Origin of the sequence: uncultured Xylophilus sp., assembly GCA_913776965.1 — a bacterium.
Taxonomy (GTDB): Bacteria; Pseudomonadota; Gammaproteobacteria; order Burkholderiales; family Burkholderiaceae_C; genus Xylophilus.
The window spans coordinates 1-16,677 of sequence record CAJYQL010000007.1 but is presented as its reverse complement, the minus strand read 5'-3'; the positions used below and the strand labels follow the sequence as shown (position 1 = coordinate 16,677).

Sequence of the window (16,677 nt, the reverse complement as noted above, 5' to 3'; positions counted from 1 at the left end):
GTATTTCATGGCCACTTCACTCAGCGCCGCACGAGGCTCCTTGGTGCCGCATAGGCTCGGCCGACTCAAGACGTACTCCGCCATATCCAAGTCGGAACGCCTAGCCTGGGGACTGTTCGCTTTACAAGCAACAATCTGTATCGAACAATGGCTGGAAACCACACACCGCGCAGTATGTTGGCGCAGCTTCTGCAGCGGTAGCAATCTGGGAGGACCGCTTGCGCGTAGGGCTGAACGCTTCAATTGGCATTCGCCGGACTACGTCCTCACCGCTTTTGTCAAAAGTGGTGGGCATCGGTGTATCCGTGTCGGATCGCAGCTAAAAGCTAGCGACTACGCCGCCGTGTTCCATACTGCCTATGGCGCATTCGACGGGAATAGCTGGGAGCGGCTGTGCCAGTTGGTCTTCAAGCGCAAGTTCACGGACGACGGCTACACCCACATCCCAGCCACTCCCGGCGACTACGGTTTGGAAGGCTTCACCAAGACCACCGGATATGGGTATCAGTGCTACTGCCCTGATAAGGTCTACCCGCCGAAAGAGCTCTATGAGAAGCAGCGCGACAAGATAACAACGGATCTGAAAAAGCTTCAAACCAACGAAGCCGACCTCACGAAGATTCTGGGCGTGACCAAGGTGCAGCGCTGGCACTTGGTGACGCCGACCATTGCCCATAACGACCTCATCAAGCATGCACAAGCGAAGGAGGCCGAAGTTCGCGGGTGGAATCTGTCGATCCTGGCGTCCGACTTCCAGGTGCTGGTGCATGACGCCGACCACTACGCGACAGAGATTCAGGAGATAAAGCTTGCTGTCGGCCAGGCGCTCGATTTCGGCGGCTTGCCGGCGGTCTTGCCTGAGTTGACCGATAGCTCCGAGACCTACGAGAAGAACGTCATGCGTAAGACGCGTACGCGACTTGCGAATTCTCCGGCAGACAAACTAGAGGGCAAGGTCGCTCGCCTCTACACGAAAACCCTGCGCGAGTTCCTCGACCACGGGCTCCACCTCAAGCGGATCAATGACACGGCACCGACCGTCCATTCGAGGCTAGCGCGACTCATAAATGGTTATGAAGCCGACATCGGCGAGACGTGCGACACATGGGTGGGGACGCCTCAGGAGCTGACAGAGAAAATCCGGGATGGCCTGACGGAGCGAATCGTCAACGAGCTCGCACCGGCCATCGACCTTACCGGCGCGGCTCATATCGCGCGCCTTATTGTCGCGAGATGGATAGCAGTTTGTGAGGTCGACTATGACTGAAGCTGCCGTCGTCGAGCCTCAACGTCTGCGCTTCGTCCGGCGCCCTTCTCCAGTGCTGGTTGAGCACCGGCCGCTCTACAAGATCACGCAACTGCTTCTGGTTCTCCAAATTTCGTCTCGCGGCGGGAAGTCGACGCTGCCACGCCTGCATCTTTTCAACTGGGCGCTGAAGAGTACCGAACGGATTCAGAAACTGGTTGATGCGGCAAAGGCCAAGGTATTGAAAATGACGGCGTGGGGCTTCGACCCCGCCCTCGCTATCGCCATTCGGTTTGCCGTGGCCGAGAACTTGGTTGAGGCAACATCAACCGGATACCAATTGACCGAAAAAGGCCGAGCCTTCATTACCGAGGTCCTCAAGGATGACGACGCCTTCGCACCCGAGCGCAAGCTTTTAACGCAGATCGGTAAGGACATCACCGAAGGAATGGTGGAGAAAGTCGCGAAGGGATGGGAGTCGGCATGAAGATCAGAGCCGTAACACTAAGAATCACGGCTTCCCAAGGAAAGTTCGGGTTCAAGTTTGAATTTAGCCGTGGCCTGACAGTTATTCGGGGTAGCAACTCGAGCGGCAAGAGCACGTTCTACAACACCCTCATCTACGGCTTGGGTATGGAAGAGCTCATCGGCGGCAAAGGTGAAAAGGTTCTGCCCTACGCGGTCAAAGAGTATTTCGTACAAGGCGAAAGTCGCGTCACCGTGGAGAGCTCCGAGGTTCTTGTCGAGCTGGAAAATGCCTCTGGGCGCAGCGTTACGCTGCGTCGGGCAATCCGTGATTCCGTCCGCCAGTCGAAGCTTGTGGAAGTTTTCGAGGGTGCCCATCTCACGGAGGGCACCGAGCTCGGTACACCGCGGCCGACCTACCTCTTTGACCCTGGTAGCGCCCAGAAGCAGGAGGGCTATTTCCAGTTCCTTGAAGGGTTCATGGGCTACCAACTGCCTCAAGTCCCAACGACGAATGGCGGTATGGCCAAGCTGTATCTGCAAACGATCTTCGCGGCGCTCGCCGTGGAGCAGAAGCGCGGGTGGACTGACTACATCGCCAATATCCCCTTCTTCGGAATTCGTGACGCGCGTATTAGGGTCACCGAGTTCTTGCTGGGCTTGGGAGTGTTCGAGCGACAGGCCAAACGAGCAGAACTCGATGCCGATTCCCTGGCGATTGACTCGGATTGGCGCAAGGCCTACGACACTCTGCGGCAGGCCGCAACTGCAAACGGCATTGTCATTGAAGGCCTGTCTGCCACGCCGGTCTCGATGTTCGACCCCACGACCGTCCTGCTCGTGAAGTCCGATGGCAAGACCAAGACCTCCCTGGTGGACCAAGTCAGCCACCTTCGCGCTGAACACAGTACGCTGGGAGCGAAGGCAGAGGCATACGGAAAGGCCTCCGGCGCAGAGGCTCTCCACGAACTCGAGGTTGCCTCGTCTGAACTGCAGCGGCTCAGCGTGCTGCATGAACGTGCGACTACGAATCTGACGCTTCAGAAGGCTGCGCTGGATGAGCTGCGCCTCCTTCTAGCCGAAGCCAGTGAGGACCTGGAGCGAAACAAAACGGCTCTAAAACTGCGGAATCTTGGCGCTCAGATGGAGGTCGAGGTCGCAACGGACCATTGCCCAACCTGCCATCAAGCAGTCGACGACACGCTGCTGCTGGGCATCGTGACGGGTCCACAGATGGACCTGAACACCAACATCGCCTATCTCGACAGTCAGCGGAAGATGCTGCAGAACCAGATCAATGGGGCAGTAGAGGAGATTCGTCAGTCTGAGATTACCGTCGCCGATGTAGCTGCCCGCCTGGCAGCAACTCATGACTACCGTAACTCTCTGCGCGGCGACGTGAGCACCGGCGTAGCTGAATCTCGCGCCATTGTCCGCCGCCAGATTCAGATCGAACTTGAGCTGTCGAACTTGCAAGCATTCGACGCGCAGGCGGCTGCCCTCATAGCTACCTTCGGGGAGATTGCCGATCGTCTGGCCGCAAACCAAGCCAACCGGCGCGCGCTTCCAAAAGAGGCCTACAGCGATGCCGACGTGTCGAGAATTTCTCTCTTCGAGAAGAACTTCAGAGCCAACGCTAGTTCGTTCGGATATGAGAGCGCAGAGATTGCTGACATCCGCATCAGCCTAGACACGCTGACCCCCATTCTCTCTGAGTTAGAGCTGCGCGAGATTCTTCGCCCGAAGATGCAGACTAGCCTCACCGCGGACTCGAGCGCGAGCGACTTCGTCCGCCTCATCTGGAGCTACCTGCTGGCCCTATACCAAACGTCTGCGACCCGTGGGTTCGAAGGGCAACACCCTGGGCTTCTGCTGATGGATGAGCCGGGTCAACATTCAATGCGCTCCGCCAGTCAGCGTGCGCTGCTTCAGCTGCTGATTGCGCAGCGAGGGCTTCAAGCCATCGTTGCGGCATCGTTCGACGAGAACGAATCGGTATTCAAGGAAGCAACCTCTGGACTGGAATTCCAGCTGATCCAATGGGAAGGCAAGGTCATTCAACCCTTGGCCTCTTGAACGGAGCAAATCCGGCCAAGCGACGCAATCAACATTTCAGCCGGAACTGCTGATCCCGCGCTTCCTTGCGACGTGCACTGATCCAGTCCTGCATCGGCGCACTCTGCGGCTGCCGTGCTTGAGCGTCATAGGCGGCGATGGCTTGGTCCAGCGCGGCGCAGGTAACGCGTGGGTCGTAAGCGTAGGGCTGGGCAGCACCCATCGGAAACAGGGCTCCAGCGGGTTGCGCGTTGGCATAGGTCGACCGTTGTTGCGCCAGCGGCACCGGCTCTGCGTCTGCCACATTGATGTCGCGCCGGGCCTCCACGCGCGATGCGCGCTCTCCGGTGGCGCAGGGGCCGTCGGAATAGGCAGTGCGGCCACGTGCATCCACGCATTTGCTGACTGTCACTGCAGGAGGCGGACGTATCGCTGTCGGGGCGACAGAGCCGGTAGCTGGATGGTCGGGCGCGCCGGGAAAATAGTCGGAATTGGGACGACGTATCGCGGCTGGCTCTGTGCGGCTGGCGGCAGCCGCTGCGGCGGCTTGGGCACGACGGCGCGCATCTTCCTGCGCAGCACGGTGTTCCAGGTATACGTCGGCAGCGCGGTACAAACCTGCAAGCACGGCACAGCAGATCAGGGTGATCGCCCAAGCAGACAACGGCCGGCGGCGTGGCGGGCGGAAATTAATGTCTTCCGGCCGGCGTTCACGCATGTAGTCGCGGTCTATCAAACCCATCGCCAATTCCTCCTGGCGCGCAGTGTAGGGGCCGCGGTAGGGCGTTGGCGCCTGACGCATTTGCCATGTCCGCCCCTGTCCACCCTCGTCCAGCTCCGCTCCGGCCCCCGGCCGGCATCCGCCGGTTCGACCTATCCTGTGCCTAACCGCTTTTCCGCCCAAGCTCTACGGCCTAGCTAACACGCCGCAGATCGTGGATGCTGGCATGGTTCTGCCCGTGAGCAACTGGTACCCCCCTCGGTGGTTGAACTAATCCCACAGTTCGGTGGTGCAAGGGAGGTGAACCAAGAGAGCACTGGACACGACCGGCGCAGTGCCGCTCTACCGACATACCGTAAAGTCGCAAAAAATGTCGCAGAAACCATGTTTTTATCTTTAAGCACATAGACTTGGAGATGGCAGAAAAGTCGCAAAAATTCCGGCTCTACGACGATCCCGCGGACATGGAGCCGCTGCTGCCGGGCGAACATCGCCTGCGCCCGCTGCTGGAGCAGGCCCATGACCTGCAGCGCGAGGCGCTCGCTCTGCAGGCCGCCGGCGCACCGCTGGAACTGCGCCAGCTGCTGCGGGCGATGAACTCCTATTACAGCAACCGCATCGAGGGCCAGCACACACTGCCGCGCGACATCAAGCGGGCGTTGAGCGACGACTACTCGTCCAATGCCGACGAGGCACGTCGCCAGCGGTTGGCCCTGGCGCACATGGCGACCGAGGCGGAACTGGAGCAACGCTGGCCGCAGTGGTCCGACGCCGAGGTCTGGTCGCCGCAGATGGTGCGCGACATCCACCAGGACCTGTTCGCGCGGCTCGATGCGGCCGACCGCGTGATGGAGGATGGTCAGCCGCTGGCGCCGGGCGCATTGCGCGACCGCGAGGTGAGCGTCGGCATCCATGCTGCGCCGGCCCATGCGGCGTTGGGCGCACTACTGCAGCGTTGGAGCAGCTTCTATGGCGGCGTGCGGCGCGGCGAGTTGCGGCTGGTGGCGATCGCGGCGTCGCACCACCGGCTGGCGTGGATCTATCCTTTCCAGGATGGCTATGGCCGGGTGGCGCGGCTGCACACCTACCTGGCGCTGGGCGCGGAGGGCCTGACCAATGGCTTGTGGTCGCCGCTGCGCGGCTTCGCCCGCACCCAGCAGCGCTATTACCAACTGCTGGCCGATGCCGACAACCCGAGGCGGGGCGACCTGGACGGGCGCGGACAGCTGTCGGAAGCGGCCTTGGTGGACTGGATCGGCTACGTGCTGTCACTGTGCCGGGACCAGGTGCGCTTCATGGCGGGGCTGCTCGACATGGCCGGCATGCAGGAGCGCATCGCCGCCTGTCTGGCCTACGAAGAGAACGTTGTACGCCAGGGCGTACGGACGGAATCGCTGCGCGCGCTGCATTACCTCTGGCTGAGCCGGCTGGAGCTGGAGCGCGGCGAATTCAAGACGTTGCTGGGTCTCGGCGACCGGCTGGCTACGGCGCAGATCAGTGCATTGCTCAGGCGGGGGCTGGTGGTGGCTGACTCACCTTACGGCCGGCTGCGCTTCGGTGTGCCGCAGCATGCGTTGCGCTTCTACTTCCCCCATCTTTGGCCGGAGGCGGAAGCGGACTGAAAGCGCCGCTCGCTCGCTGCGCAAATCGCATCAGGCCGTGACTTCCCCTTGCAGCATCCGACCCGACATCCCCTGCGGCGCCCCCTTCGCAGCCTTCCGCAGCGCCACCGCATCCCCCGCCGCCCCGGCATCCCCGTCCACCCGGAACACCTGCACGCTCTCGTTCACCGCTCCGGCCGTCGCGGTCAGGGCCTGCGCGGAGGCGGCCATCTGCTCGACCAGCGCGGCGTTCTGCTGGGTGATGGTGTCCAGCTGCGCCACCGCGGCGTTGATCTGCGAAATGCCGGTCAGCTGTTCCGACGCCGCCGCGCTGATCTCCTGGACCAGCGCGGTCACCCGGTTCACGCCGTCGACGGTCTGCGTCATCGTCTTCTGCGCCGCGCCGGTCTTGCTCTGGCCGGTGGCGATGGTGCCGATGGCGGTGTCGATCAAACCCTTGATCTCCTTGGCGGCGGTGGACGTGCGCTGCGCCAGGGTGCGGACCTCGGCGGCGACGACGGCGAAGCCGCGCCCCTGTTCGCCGGCGCGGGCGGCTTCCACCGCGGCGTTCAGCGCCAGGATGTTGGTCTGGAAGGCGATGCTGTCGATCACTTCGGTGATCTCGCCCACGCGGGCGGAGGCGGCCTGGATGTCCTGCATCGTCGTCGCCAGTTCCTGGACGGCGGTGTCGCCCTGCCGGGCCATGTCGCGGGCGTCGCGGGCGAGCGCTGCGGCCTGCGCGGCGTTGTCCGAGGTCTGCTGGACGGCGCCGGTCATCTGCTCCACCGCGGCGGCCGTCTGCTGCAGGCTGCTGGCCTGCGACTCGGTGCGCTGCGACAGGTCGCCGTTGCCCTGCGCGATCTCGCGGGCGCCGTGCAGCATCTCGCGGCTCTGGTCGCGGGCGTCCCGCACGACGGAGAACAGGTTGACGCCGAGCTGCCCCAACGCGCGGTCCAGCCGGCCCAGGTCGTCGCTGCGGCGGCTGCTCGTGGTGCGGGTCAGGTCGCCGGCGGCCAGCCGGTTGGCAGACTGCACGACCGCGCCCAGCGGCGCGACCAGCATGTGCGCCAGCAGGCGCCATCCGCCCACCAACACCGCGAGCACCACCGCACCCGCCACGCCGAAAGCCCCCGGGCCACCGTGCCGGGCGGCCAGCCCGACGCCGAGCGACACGACGAGCAGCATCGCGCACAGCACCGCGAGCAGCTTGGCCGACAGGCCCAGCCGTGCCGCTTCGGCGAACCGGCCCGCCAGCGTCTGCTGCACCAGCCGGCCTTCGCGCAGGACCAGCGTCTGCCGGCCCCGCGCCGCTTCGTCGCGCATCCGGGCATAGAGCTTCTCGGCGCTGTCGATCTGTTCGCGCGTTGCCTCTGTGCGGACGGACATGTAGCCGGTGGGCGTGCCGTGTTCGTCCAGCAGCGGCGTCGCGTTGGCCATGACCCAGTAGTGGTCGCCGTTGGCCCGCCGGTTCTTTACCGGAGCCGACCAGGGCTTGCCGGCCGCGATCGTCTCCCACATGTCGCGGAAGGCTTCGGACGGCATGTCCGGGTGCCGGATGATGTTGTGGGGCTGCCCGAGCAGCTGTTCCTTGGTGAAGCCGCTGACCTCGATGAACAGCGGATTGCAGTAGAGGATGCGGCCCTTCACGTCGGTGGTGGACACCAGGGTGCTGCCCGAGGGAAACGGATACTCGCGCTGGGTGACGGGAAGGTTCTGTCGCATGGTCAACGCTCCTGGAATCGACGGGTTCCGGCATGGGTTCACTGCTGGGCGACGCCTGGCTCCTGCGGCGTGAACGAAGCCATCCGCCAGTCGATGAATGCGAGTGTTAGCGGCGACTATCGATCCGCGTTCCCCGTGCCGTGCCGGTCTGACCAGAAATATTAGCCACAAAATATGTAGGGTTGAATTTTCTGGAGAGCGGCTCTTGGATGTCATGGCGCCGTCAGACTGCTGTGCATGGCCTGGCAGGGCGCGGCCTCGTGCGCCGGCGCCAGCGCACAGACAATCCGACGGGAGCGATCAACCGGCGTGGCCGTCGACCGGAGGCGCTCCCTCCGCATCGGGCCACTGGCCGCCCAGCGTCGCGGTCGCGTCCCGGCAAGCCGCCAGCAGTGCCGGCGCCAGCCGGCGCACCGAGGGTGCGTCGAAGCGGTCGAGCGGGCCGGACAGCGACAGTGCGCCCAGCAGCACATGGCCCGGGCCGAACACCGGCCCGGCGACGGCCGCGCAGTGCGGATCGCGCTCGCCGAAGGAGAGCTGCAGCCAGGGGCTGATGTCGCGCAGGCGGGCGTCGGGCGGCGCCTGCCGCAGCACCTTGCCCGGTGCGCCGGCCGCCAGCGGCAGCAGATCGCCGACCCGCACCCGGTCCAGGGTGGAGTGCAGCGAGTCCATGCGCAGCAGGCACAGGCGGGTGGCGCTGTCGTGCGGCACGTGGAACGAGGGGCTTTCCATACCGTCGCGCACCAGCCGGTCCATCAGCGGGCGTAGCGTGGTCTCGAGCGGCGCCTGCGCGTCGTAGGCCTTGCCCAGCCGGAAGGCGAGCGGCCCGAAGGTGTAGCTCTGGTCGGCGCGCCGCACCACCAGTCCGCAGCGCTCCAGGCTCACCGCCAGCCGCAGGATCGCGCTCTTGTAAAGGCCGGTGGTGCGGGCCAGTTCGGCCAGCGACAGCGGTCGGCGGGCCGTCTCCAGCGCCTGCACGACGGCCATCGCACGGTCCACCGCGGCGACGCCGTTCATGTTGGCGGCATAGCCGGCAGAGACGCCGGGGGCATCCGCGTCGTGCGGATCGGAGTCAGGGAGCAAGTTCATGCCGTCATTCTGCCAAACAGAACAATGGTTCTGTAATGGAAAACCCGGGGTCAAGAGCGGGCAGTGCCAGCCTAAACTGCGGTAATTGCAGAACATATGTTCTGCTTGGCAGAACTAATCCGGTGAACCGCACCGGCAACAGATGACACAAGACACCCTTCGACAGATGTGGATCGGCGGCGAAACCGCCGACGGCGAAGCGGGCGTGGCGCCGCTCGTCTCGGTGAATCCGGCCACCGGCGAGACCAACCACACCGTCGCCGCCGCAGGCGCGCAGACGACCGACGCGGCGGTGCGCAACGCCCACGACGCCGCGCGGGACCGCACCTGGCGCGGCATGCAGCCGCCGCAGCGTGCCCGCATCCTGTCGCGCATCGCCGACGGCATGGAGGCACGCAGCGACGAACTGGCGCGGCTGCAGATGCTGGAGAACGGCAAGGTCTGGCGCGAATGCCAGGTCCAGGTGAAGAGCGCCGCGGCCACGTTCCGCTACTACGCCGGCGTCTGCGAGACGACCGGCTCCGAGGTCACCCCCTCGCGCGGCGACTACCTGTCGATGGCGGTGCACGAGCCCTACGGCGTGGTCGCGGCGATCACGCCGTGGAACTCGCCAATGACGATGGAGGCGCAGAAGGTGGCGCCGGCGCTGGCCGCGGGCAACGCGGTGGTGCTGAAGCCGTCGGAGATCACGCCCTCGACCGCGCTGCTGCTCGGCCGCATCGCCCACGAGGCGGGCCTGCCGCCGGGGTTGCTGAACGTGCTCCCGGGCACCGGGCAGCAGGTGGGCGCGGCGCTGGTCGCGCATCCGCTGGTGCGCATGGTGTCGTTCACCGGCGGCACCGAGAGCGGCCGCCGGATCGCCGAGGTGGCGGCCCGCAAGCTGATGCCGGTGGCGCTGGAGCTGGGCGGCAAGTCGCCGCACATCGTGTTCGACGATGCGGCGGTCGATGCGGCCGTCGCCGCGATCGCCGGCGGCATCTTCGAGGGCAGCGGCCAGTCGTGCGTATCGGGCTCGCGCGCCTTCGTGCAGCGCGGCGTGTACGACCGGGTGGTCGCGCAGCTGGTGGCCACCGCCCGCGCGCTGCGGGTGGACCTGCCGGACGCGCCCGGCGCCGAGATGGGGCCGCTGGCCACCTTCGCGCACCGCGACCGGGTCGCCGCGATGGTCGAGGCCGCCCGGGTCGCCGGCGCCGACATCCTGACCGGCGGCACACGGCCGGACGGCGACCGGCTGACCCGCGGCGCGTACTACCAGCCCACCGTGATCGCCGGCATCGACAACCGCGCGGCGATCGCGCAGCAGGAGATCTTCGGGCCGGTGCTCTGCGTGATTCCGTTCGACGACGAGGACGACCTGATCGCCCAGGCCAACGATTCGGCCTTCGGCTTGGCCTCCGGCATCTGGACCGCGGACTTCCCGCGGGCCTGGCGGGTGGCGCGGGCGCTGGAGGCGGGCACCGTCTGGATCAACACCTACAAGCAGCTGTCGGTCGCGACGCCCTTCGGCGGCTTCAAGGACAGCGGCCTCGGCCGCGAAAAGGGCATCGGCGGCATGCGGCTGTACCAGCAGACCAAGGGCATCTACGTCGGCATGGGCGCCACGGCGTGACCACCGCCGCCGCCCGCACTTCTTTTCCATCCCACCATGCACACACAGCAGCAACACATCGGATTCATCGGCTTGGGCGTCATGGGCGAGCCCATCTGCCGCAACCTGGCCCGCAAGTCGGGCGCGCGGGTCTCTGCCTGCGACCTGGACGACGCCCCCCTGCAGCGGCTCGCTGTCGATGGCGTGCAGCGCGCGGCTTCGCCCGCGGACCTGATGGCGCAGTGCGACGTCGTCTTCCTGTCGCTACCCTCGGGCGAGGTGGTGGCGCAGCTGTGCCGCGAGGACGGCGGCCTGCTGGCCCATGCGCGGCCCGGGCAGACGGTGGTCGACCTGAGCACCTCGCCGGTCGACACCACCCGCGCCCTGGCCCAGGCCTTCGCCGCCCGCCAGGCGCATTTCATCGACGCGCCGGTGGCCCGCACCCGCGCCGCGGCCGAGGCCGGCACGCTCGCCGTGATGGTCGGTGCCGCGCCGGAGCAGTTCGCCGCGGTGCAGCCGCTGATCGCCACCTTCGCCTCCGACATCGCGCTGTGCGGCCCGGTCGGCTGCGGCCAGGTGCTGAAGATCCTCAACAACATGGTGCTGTTCGAGACGGTCGTCGCGATCAGCGAGGCCAAGGCGATCGGCGAACGCGCGGGCGTGGACCCGCAGGTGCTGTTCGACACCCTGTCGAAAGGCTCGGCCGACAGTTTCGCGCTGCGCAACCACGGCATGAAGGCGGTGCTGCCGGGCGCGTTCCCGGAGCGGGCCTTCTCGGTGCGTTACGCCCGCAAGGACCTGCACTACGCGCTGAAGCTGGCCGAGGAGAGCGGCGTGGACGCCCGCGGCGCCCGCGTGGTGGACCAGTGGTTCACCGAGGCGATCGACGCCGGCTTCGGCGAGCAGTACCACCCGGTGATCAGCCGCCTGATGGCACGCGACCGCGGCTGACGCGCCCTGCCGTGCGCTGCCCCGGCCACCCGGCGCGCGGCGCCACCGACCGTCCGGCCTCGCCGGAACCATTCCTACAGGAGACCTCGTCCATGACCCCACGATCCCTTTTCGCCACCCGCCGCCGCCTGCTGCAGGCGCTGGCCGTCGCCTCGATCGGGCCGGCCGCACTCGGCGCGGCGCACGCCCAGGGCGACGTCGCCGCCTTCCCGGCCAACCCGGTGAAGATCATCGTGCCCTACGCCGCGGGCGGCGCGACCGACATCGTGGCGCGCGCCGTTTCGGACAAGATGGCCACGCTGTGGGGCAAGCCGGTGGTGATCGAGAACAAGCCGGGCGCCGGCACCACGCTGGCCGCGGCCCAGGTCGCGCGCATGCCGGGCGACGGCTACAACCTCTACATGACCACGTCGGCCCACACGATCAGCGGCAGCATCTACAAGAAGCTCGACTTCAACCCGGTCACCGACTTCGCGCCGCTCACGCTGATCGCCAAGGTGCCGCTGGTACTTGTGGTGCGGCCCAGCCTCAACGTGCGCACCCTCGACGACTTCGTGCGCTACGTAAAGGCCAATCCCGACAAGGCGTCCTATGCGTCGCCCGGCAACGGCACCGCTCAGCACCTGGCGGGCGAGATGTTCAACGTCAAGGCCAAGACCAAAATGGCCCACGTGCCGTACCGCGGCGACGCGCCCGCCATCACCGACATGATGGGCGGCACGGTGGACGCGATGTTCGCCACGCTGACCGTGGTGCTGCCGCACATCGCGGCCGGCAAGCTCACCCCGATCGCGCTGGCCAACGGCAGCCGGGTCGAGAAGGTGCCGGAGATCCCGACCTTCGCCGAGGCCGGCATGCAGAACTTCGAGGCCGCGACCTGGTTCGGCGTGCTGGCGCCCGCATCGATGCCGACGGCTTTGCGCGAGCGGATCAGCAAGGACATCCGCGGCGTCGTGGCCCAGCCCGACATGCGTGCCAAGCTGATCGACCTGGGCGGCGAAGTGGTCGGCAACACGCCGGCGGCCTTCGGCAGCTTCATGCAGGCCGAAACGGCCAAGTGGCAGGAGATCGTGAAGACGTCCGGCGCGACGGTCAACTGACCGTGCCCCCCGAGGGGCGAAACGTGCACGCCCGGGCGAACCAGGCAGTGCGGGCGGCGCGGCCGGCTATCGCCGGTGCCGCCCATGCGATGCTCCGCCCCCCATGCACACCCTCGACCAACTCCGCTCCGGCGCCCTGGCCGGCATCCGCCGGCTCGACCTGTCCTGCGGCCTGACCGCCTTCCCGCCCGAGATCTACGGCCTGGCCGACACGCTGGAGGTGCTGAACCTCTCCGGCAACGCGCTCGACGCCCTGCCGCACGACCTGGGGCGGCTGCACCGGCTGCGGGTGGTGTTCTGCTCCGACAATCGCTTCACCGCGCTGCCCGAAGTGCTGGGCGACTGCCCCGCGCTGGAGATGGTGGGCTTCAAGGCCAACCGCATCGCCCATGTGCCGGCTGCCTCCCTGCCGCCCGCGCTGCGCTGGCTGATCCTGACCGACAACGCGGTCGGCATGCTGCCCGCGGCGCTGGGCGCGCGGCCGCGGCTGCAGAAGCTGATGCTGGCGGGCAACCGGCTGCAGGCGCTGCCGGAGGGGCTGGCGGGTGCGGCGCGGCTGGAGCTGCTGCGCATCTCGGCCAACGCGTTCGAGGCGCTGCCGCCGTGGCTGGCCGACCTGCCGCGGCTGGCGTGGCTGGCCTGCGCGGGCAATCCGGCGCTGGCGGCGGTGGAGGGTGGTGACAGAACCGGAATCGGCATTGGCGCGGGCGGGAGCACAAGCCACATGGGCGGCGGTGACGGTCACGGTGGCGCAGGGCGCGCAGCACCGGGTGACGACGGCGCGGTGCCGGAAGTCCCCTGGTCGCAGCTGACGCTGGGCGAGCGACTCGGGGAGGGCGCCTCGGGCGAGATCCACCGCGCCGTCTGGCGGCCCGATACGCCCGATACCGCCGGTGCAACGGCGCACGACGGGCAGCCTGTCGCCGTCAAGCTGTTCCGCGCCGCCGTCACCAGCGACGGCTGGCCGCAGCGCGAGATGGCGGCCTGCATGGCGGCCGGCACCCATCCGCAGCTGATCGGCGCGCGGGGCCGCATCGTCGGCCATCCGGCGGGCCGGCAGGGGCTGGTGATGCCGCTGGTCGATCCGGCGTTCGGCGTGTTGGCCGGGCCGCCGTCGCTGGACTCCTGCACCCGCGACGTGTATGCGCCGGGGCTGCGGCTGGCGCCGGGGGCGGCGCTGCGGATCGCGACCGGCATCGCGGCGGTGACGGCGCACCTGCACGGGCGCGGCATCGTGCACGGCGACCTGTATGCGCACAACGTGTTGGCGAGGGCCGACGGCGCGGCGCTGCTCGGCGACTTCGGCGGGGCATGGCAGGTGCCGGCGGCGTTCGGCACACCCACGGCGCCAGGGACGGTCGGCGCGGCCCGGTGGCAGGCGCTGGACGTGCGGGCGCTGGGCTGCCTGCTGGAAGAACTGGCGGCGGTCCGCGACCCGGCGGACGCGGCCGATGCGGCCGTGCTGCGGACGCTGGCCGGGCGGTGCCTGCAGGACGTGCCGGGGCACCGCCCGTCGGCGGCCGACGTGCATGCGGCGCTGGCTGCGCACATCGACGCGGCCGCCTGACGGATTTCGCCAAGAAAAGTGCCGTTTGCGCAGGTGGCGCGTGCGCAGACAGCTATCGAAAAGATAGCGAATCGACCTGGGATGGCTGGCGAGGTCGATCCGGGTTGCCGAGCAGCGTGGATGGCAGCGGGCCGCACTGTCTGCCGACCGCCGCTCGCCCCGCGTTGGTGACCTCTCGCACCGGAACGAGGCGATCCCGCGCCGTTCATGGGTGCGCCCCCTGGCATTCAAGGACGGCATCCCTGCCGCAGCACCGCGGCACGGAAGTTGCTCGACTCCCCGCATCCGCAGGTAACGCCGCCGCGGACCGATTGTTTTCCCTCCGCCAATGACGGCGGAACCCCGCGTGCCGCATCAACCGCGGCGCCCGGACGTTCCAACCCCTTCATTTCCGTATCACCTGCGGAGGGTCGTCGGCGCATCGCCCGTCCCCCGCCATCCGCGAGAGAGGACCCCCGATGAAAAACCCCGCCCGCAAGATCGTCGTCGTCGGCCACGGCATGGTCGGCCACAAGTTCCTCGAAAGCCTGGCCGAGCAGGACCTGCCCGGCGGCGTCGAGGTCACCGTGCTGTGCGAAGAGCCGCGCGCCGCCTACGACCGCGTCCACCTGTCCGAATTCTTCAGCGGCAAGACCGCCGACGAGCTGTCGGTGGTGGAGCACGGCTTCTTCGAGCGCACCGGCTATTCGCTGCGGCTCAAGGCCCGCGCCATTGCCATCGAGCGGCGCAACAACACCGTCACCACCGCCGACGGCGAGGTGCTGCCCTACGACAAGCTGGTGATCGCCACCGGCTCCAACCCCTTCGTGCCGCCGGTGCCGGGCCGCGACCGGCCGCACTGCTACGTCTACCGCACCATCGAGGACCTGGAGGGCATGACCGCCGCGGGCAAGGTCTCCAAGTCCGGCGTGGTGGTCGGCGGCGGTCTGCTCGGGCTGGAATGCGCCAAGGCGCTGCGCGACCTGGGCCTGCAGACGCACGTGGTCGAGTTCGCGCCGCGGCTGATGGCGGTGCAGGTGGACGAGGGCGGCGGCCGGGTGCTGCGCGCCAAGATCGAGGAGCTCGGCGTGCAGGTGCACACCGGCCGCAACACGGTCGAGATCACCGACGGCGCCACCGCCCGCCACCGCATGGTGTTCGCCGACGGCACCTGGCTGGAGACCGACATGATCGTGTTCTCCGCCGGCATCCGGCCGCGCGACGAGCTGGCGCGCCAGTCGCTGCTGGCGGTCGGCCCGCGCGGCGGCGTCGCGATCGACAGCGCCTGCCGCACCAGCGACCACGACATCTACGCGGTCGGCGAATGCGCCTCCTGGAACGAGCAGACCTTCGGCCTGGTGGCACCCGGCTACGACATGGCCCGCGTCGCCGCGAAGCACATCGCCGGCCAGACGGATGCCGCCTTCGTCGGCGCCGACATGAGCACCAAGCTCAAGCTGATGGGCGTGGACGTGGCGAGCATTGGCGACGCCCACGGCCGCACCGCCGGCAGCCGCAACTACCAGTACGTGGACGAGCGCCGCAACGTCTACAAGAAGATCGTCGTGAGCGAGGACGGCCAGCAGCTGCTCGGCGCGGTGCTCGTCGGCAACGCCGACGAATACGGCACGCTGCTGCAGATGGCGCTGAACGGCATCGCGCTGCCGGAAGATCCGGAATTCCTGATCCTGCCGTCGTCCGACGGCAAGGCCAAGCCGGGCCTCGGCGTGGACGCGCTGCCCGACACCGCCCAGATCTGCTCCTGCAACAGCGTGACCAAAGGCCAGATCTGCGCGGCGGTCGGCGAGGGGAACTGCACCATCGCGCAGATGAAGGCCTGCAACAAGGCCGGCGCCACCTGCGGCGGCTGCGTGCCGCTGGTCACCCAGGTGATGAAGGCCGAGATGGCGAAACGCGGCATGGCGGTCAACAACCACATCTGCGAGCACTTCCCGTATTCGCGCCAGGAGCTGTACCACCTCATCCAGGTCGGGCAGATCAAGACCTTCGACGACCTGCTGGCGCAGCACGGCAGGGGCCTGGGCTGCGACATCTGCAAGCCGGCGGCGGCGAGCATCATGGCCTCCTGCTGGAACGAGTTCGTGCTGAAGAAGGAGCTGGCCAGCCTGCAGGACAGCAACGACTACTACCTGGGCAACATCCAGAAGGACGGCACCTATTCGGTGGTGCCGCGCATGACCGGCGGCGAGGTCACGCCCGAGGGGCTGATCGCCATCGGCCAGGTCGCGAAGAAGTACGGCCTCTACACCAAGATCACCGGCGGCCAGCGGGTCGACATGTTCGGTGCCCGGGTCGAGCAGCTGCCGCTGATCTGGGAGGAGCTGATCGCGGCCGGCTTCGAATCGGGCCATGCCTACGGCAAGTCGCTGCGCACGGTGAAGAGCTGCGTCGGCTCGACCTGGTGCCGCTACGGCGTGGGCGACAGCGTCGGCCTCGCGGTGGAGATGGAGAACCGCTACAAGGGCCTGCGCGCGCCGCACAAGATCAAGTTCGGCGTCTCGGGCTGCACCCGCGAATGCGCCGAGGCGCAGGGCAAGGACGTGGGCATCATCGCCACCGAGAAGGGCTGGAA

General features: G+C 67.4%; 12 protein-coding genes. 9 read left to right on the top strand and 3 right to left on the bottom strand.

Annotated features, from left to right (window positions below):
• Positions 1 to 7 precede the first annotated feature (7 nt).
• From QZ500_RS00815 to QZ500_RS00805, 3 genes are read left to right on the top strand one after another with little or no spacing between them, the layout of a single operon-like run.
• On the top strand, positions 8 to 1,267 hold the full coding sequence (locus tag QZ500_RS00815; RefSeq protein ID WP_295849672.1) for a hypothetical protein: 1,260 nt from the start codon (positions 8 to 10) through the stop codon (positions 1,265 to 1,267).
• A complete protein-coding gene (locus QZ500_RS00810) occupies positions 1,260 to 1,733 on the top strand; it encodes a hypothetical protein (protein WP_295849670.1) in 474 nt (157 codons plus the stop codon). The genes QZ500_RS00815 and QZ500_RS00810 overlap by 8 nt, the downstream gene beginning before the upstream one ends.
• Positions 1,730 to 3,787, top strand: a complete 2,058-nt coding sequence (locus QZ500_RS00805) for an ATP-binding protein (RefSeq protein WP_295849668.1) — start codon at positions 1,730 to 1,732, stop codon at positions 3,785 to 3,787. Before QZ500_RS00810 ends, QZ500_RS00805 begins: the two co-directional genes overlap by 4 nt.
• 28 nt (positions 3,788 to 3,815) lie before the next feature.
• On the opposite strand, the gene QZ500_RS00800 is transcribed toward QZ500_RS00805, so the two are convergent.
• A complete protein-coding gene (locus QZ500_RS00800) occupies positions 3,816 to 4,508 on the bottom strand; it encodes a DUF4124 domain-containing protein (protein WP_295849666.1) in 693 nt (230 codons plus the stop codon).
• A gap of 395 nt (positions 4,509 to 4,903) precedes the next feature.
• Between QZ500_RS00800 and QZ500_RS00795 the strand changes: the two genes are divergently transcribed.
• Positions 4,904 to 6,109 carry a Fic family protein gene (locus QZ500_RS00795; protein WP_295849663.1) on the top strand — a complete coding sequence of 402 codons (1,206 nt, stop codon included), beginning with the start codon at positions 4,904 to 4,906 and terminating at the stop codon, positions 6,107 to 6,109.
• 30 nt (positions 6,110 to 6,139) lie between these two features.
• Here the strand turns inward: QZ500_RS00795 and QZ500_RS00790 are convergent, their stop codons facing one another.
• Both QZ500_RS00790 and QZ500_RS00785 read right to left on the bottom strand, forming a co-directional pair.
• Positions 6,140 to 7,810 carry a PAS domain-containing methyl-accepting chemotaxis protein gene (locus QZ500_RS00790; protein ID WP_295849661.1) on the bottom strand — a complete coding sequence of 557 codons (1,671 nt, stop codon included), beginning with the start codon at positions 7,808 to 7,810 and terminating at the stop codon, positions 6,140 to 6,142.
• 300 nt (positions 7,811 to 8,110) lie between these two features.
• A complete protein-coding gene (locus QZ500_RS00785) occupies positions 8,111 to 8,899 on the bottom strand; it encodes a helix-turn-helix domain-containing protein (protein ID WP_295849659.1) in 789 nt (262 codons plus the stop codon).
• A 142-nt stretch (positions 8,900 to 9,041) separates the two neighbouring features.
• Here QZ500_RS00785 and QZ500_RS00780 point away from each other — a divergent pair, with 142 nt between their 5' ends.
• The 5 genes from QZ500_RS00780 to nirB all read left to right on the top strand — a co-directional run.
• A complete protein-coding gene (locus QZ500_RS00780) occupies positions 9,042 to 10,508 on the top strand; it encodes an aldehyde dehydrogenase (protein WP_295849657.1) in 1,467 nt (488 codons plus the stop codon).
• Positions 10,509 to 10,544: 36 nt separating this feature from the next.
• The gene (locus QZ500_RS00775; protein WP_295849655.1) at positions 10,545 to 11,438 is read left to right on the top strand and encodes an NAD(P)-dependent oxidoreductase; all 894 of its coding nucleotides are present in this window, start codon (positions 10,545 to 10,547) and stop codon (positions 11,436 to 11,438) included.
• A gap of 92 nt (positions 11,439 to 11,530) precedes the next feature.
• A complete protein-coding gene (locus QZ500_RS00770) occupies positions 11,531 to 12,538 on the top strand; it encodes a tripartite tricarboxylate transporter substrate binding protein (protein WP_295849654.1) in 1,008 nt (335 codons plus the stop codon).
• Between the two features lie 103 nt (positions 12,539 to 12,641).
• Positions 12,642 to 14,105, top strand: a complete 1,464-nt coding sequence (locus tag QZ500_RS00765) for a leucine-rich repeat-containing protein kinase family protein (RefSeq protein ID WP_295849652.1) — start codon at positions 12,642 to 12,644, stop codon at positions 14,103 to 14,105.
• A 458-nt stretch (positions 14,106 to 14,563) separates the two neighbouring features.
• On the top strand, positions 14,564 to 16,677 hold a 2,114-nt coding region (nirB, locus tag QZ500_RS00760), incomplete at its 3' end, for a nitrite reductase large subunit NirB (protein WP_295849649.1).

Bases quoted from the DNA above. Each gene is read 5' to 3' on its own strand.
- QZ500_RS00815 (WP_295849672.1), top strand. From the start codon at position 8: ATGGCCACTTCACTCAGCGCCGCACGAGGCTCCTTGGTGCCGCATAGG.
- QZ500_RS00810 (WP_295849670.1), top strand. From the start codon at position 1,260: ATGACTGAAGCTGCCGTCGTCGAGCCTCAACGTCTGCGCTTCGTCCGG.
- QZ500_RS00805 (WP_295849668.1), top strand. From the start codon at position 1,730: ATGAAGATCAGAGCCGTAACACTAAGAATCACGGCTTCCCAAGGAAAG.
- QZ500_RS00800 (WP_295849666.1), bottom strand. From the start codon at position 4,508: ATGGGTTTGATAGACCGCGACTACATGCGTGAACGCCGGCCGGAAGAC.
- QZ500_RS00795 (WP_295849663.1), top strand. From the start codon at position 4,904: ATGGCAGAAAAGTCGCAAAAATTCCGGCTCTACGACGATCCCGCGGAC.
- QZ500_RS00790 (WP_295849661.1), bottom strand. From the start codon at position 7,810: ATGCGACAGAACCTTCCCGTCACCCAGCGCGAGTATCCGTTTCCCTCG.
- QZ500_RS00785 (WP_295849659.1), bottom strand. From the start codon at position 8,899: ATGAACTTGCTCCCTGACTCCGATCCGCACGACGCGGATGCCCCCGGC.
- QZ500_RS00780 (WP_295849657.1), top strand. From the start codon at position 9,042: ATGACACAAGACACCCTTCGACAGATGTGGATCGGCGGCGAAACCGCC.
- QZ500_RS00775 (WP_295849655.1), top strand. From the start codon at position 10,545: ATGCACACACAGCAGCAACACATCGGATTCATCGGCTTGGGCGTCATG.
- QZ500_RS00770 (WP_295849654.1), top strand. From the start codon at position 11,531: ATGACCCCACGATCCCTTTTCGCCACCCGCCGCCGCCTGCTGCAGGCG.
- QZ500_RS00765 (WP_295849652.1), top strand. From the start codon at position 12,642: ATGCACACCCTCGACCAACTCCGCTCCGGCGCCCTGGCCGGCATCCGC.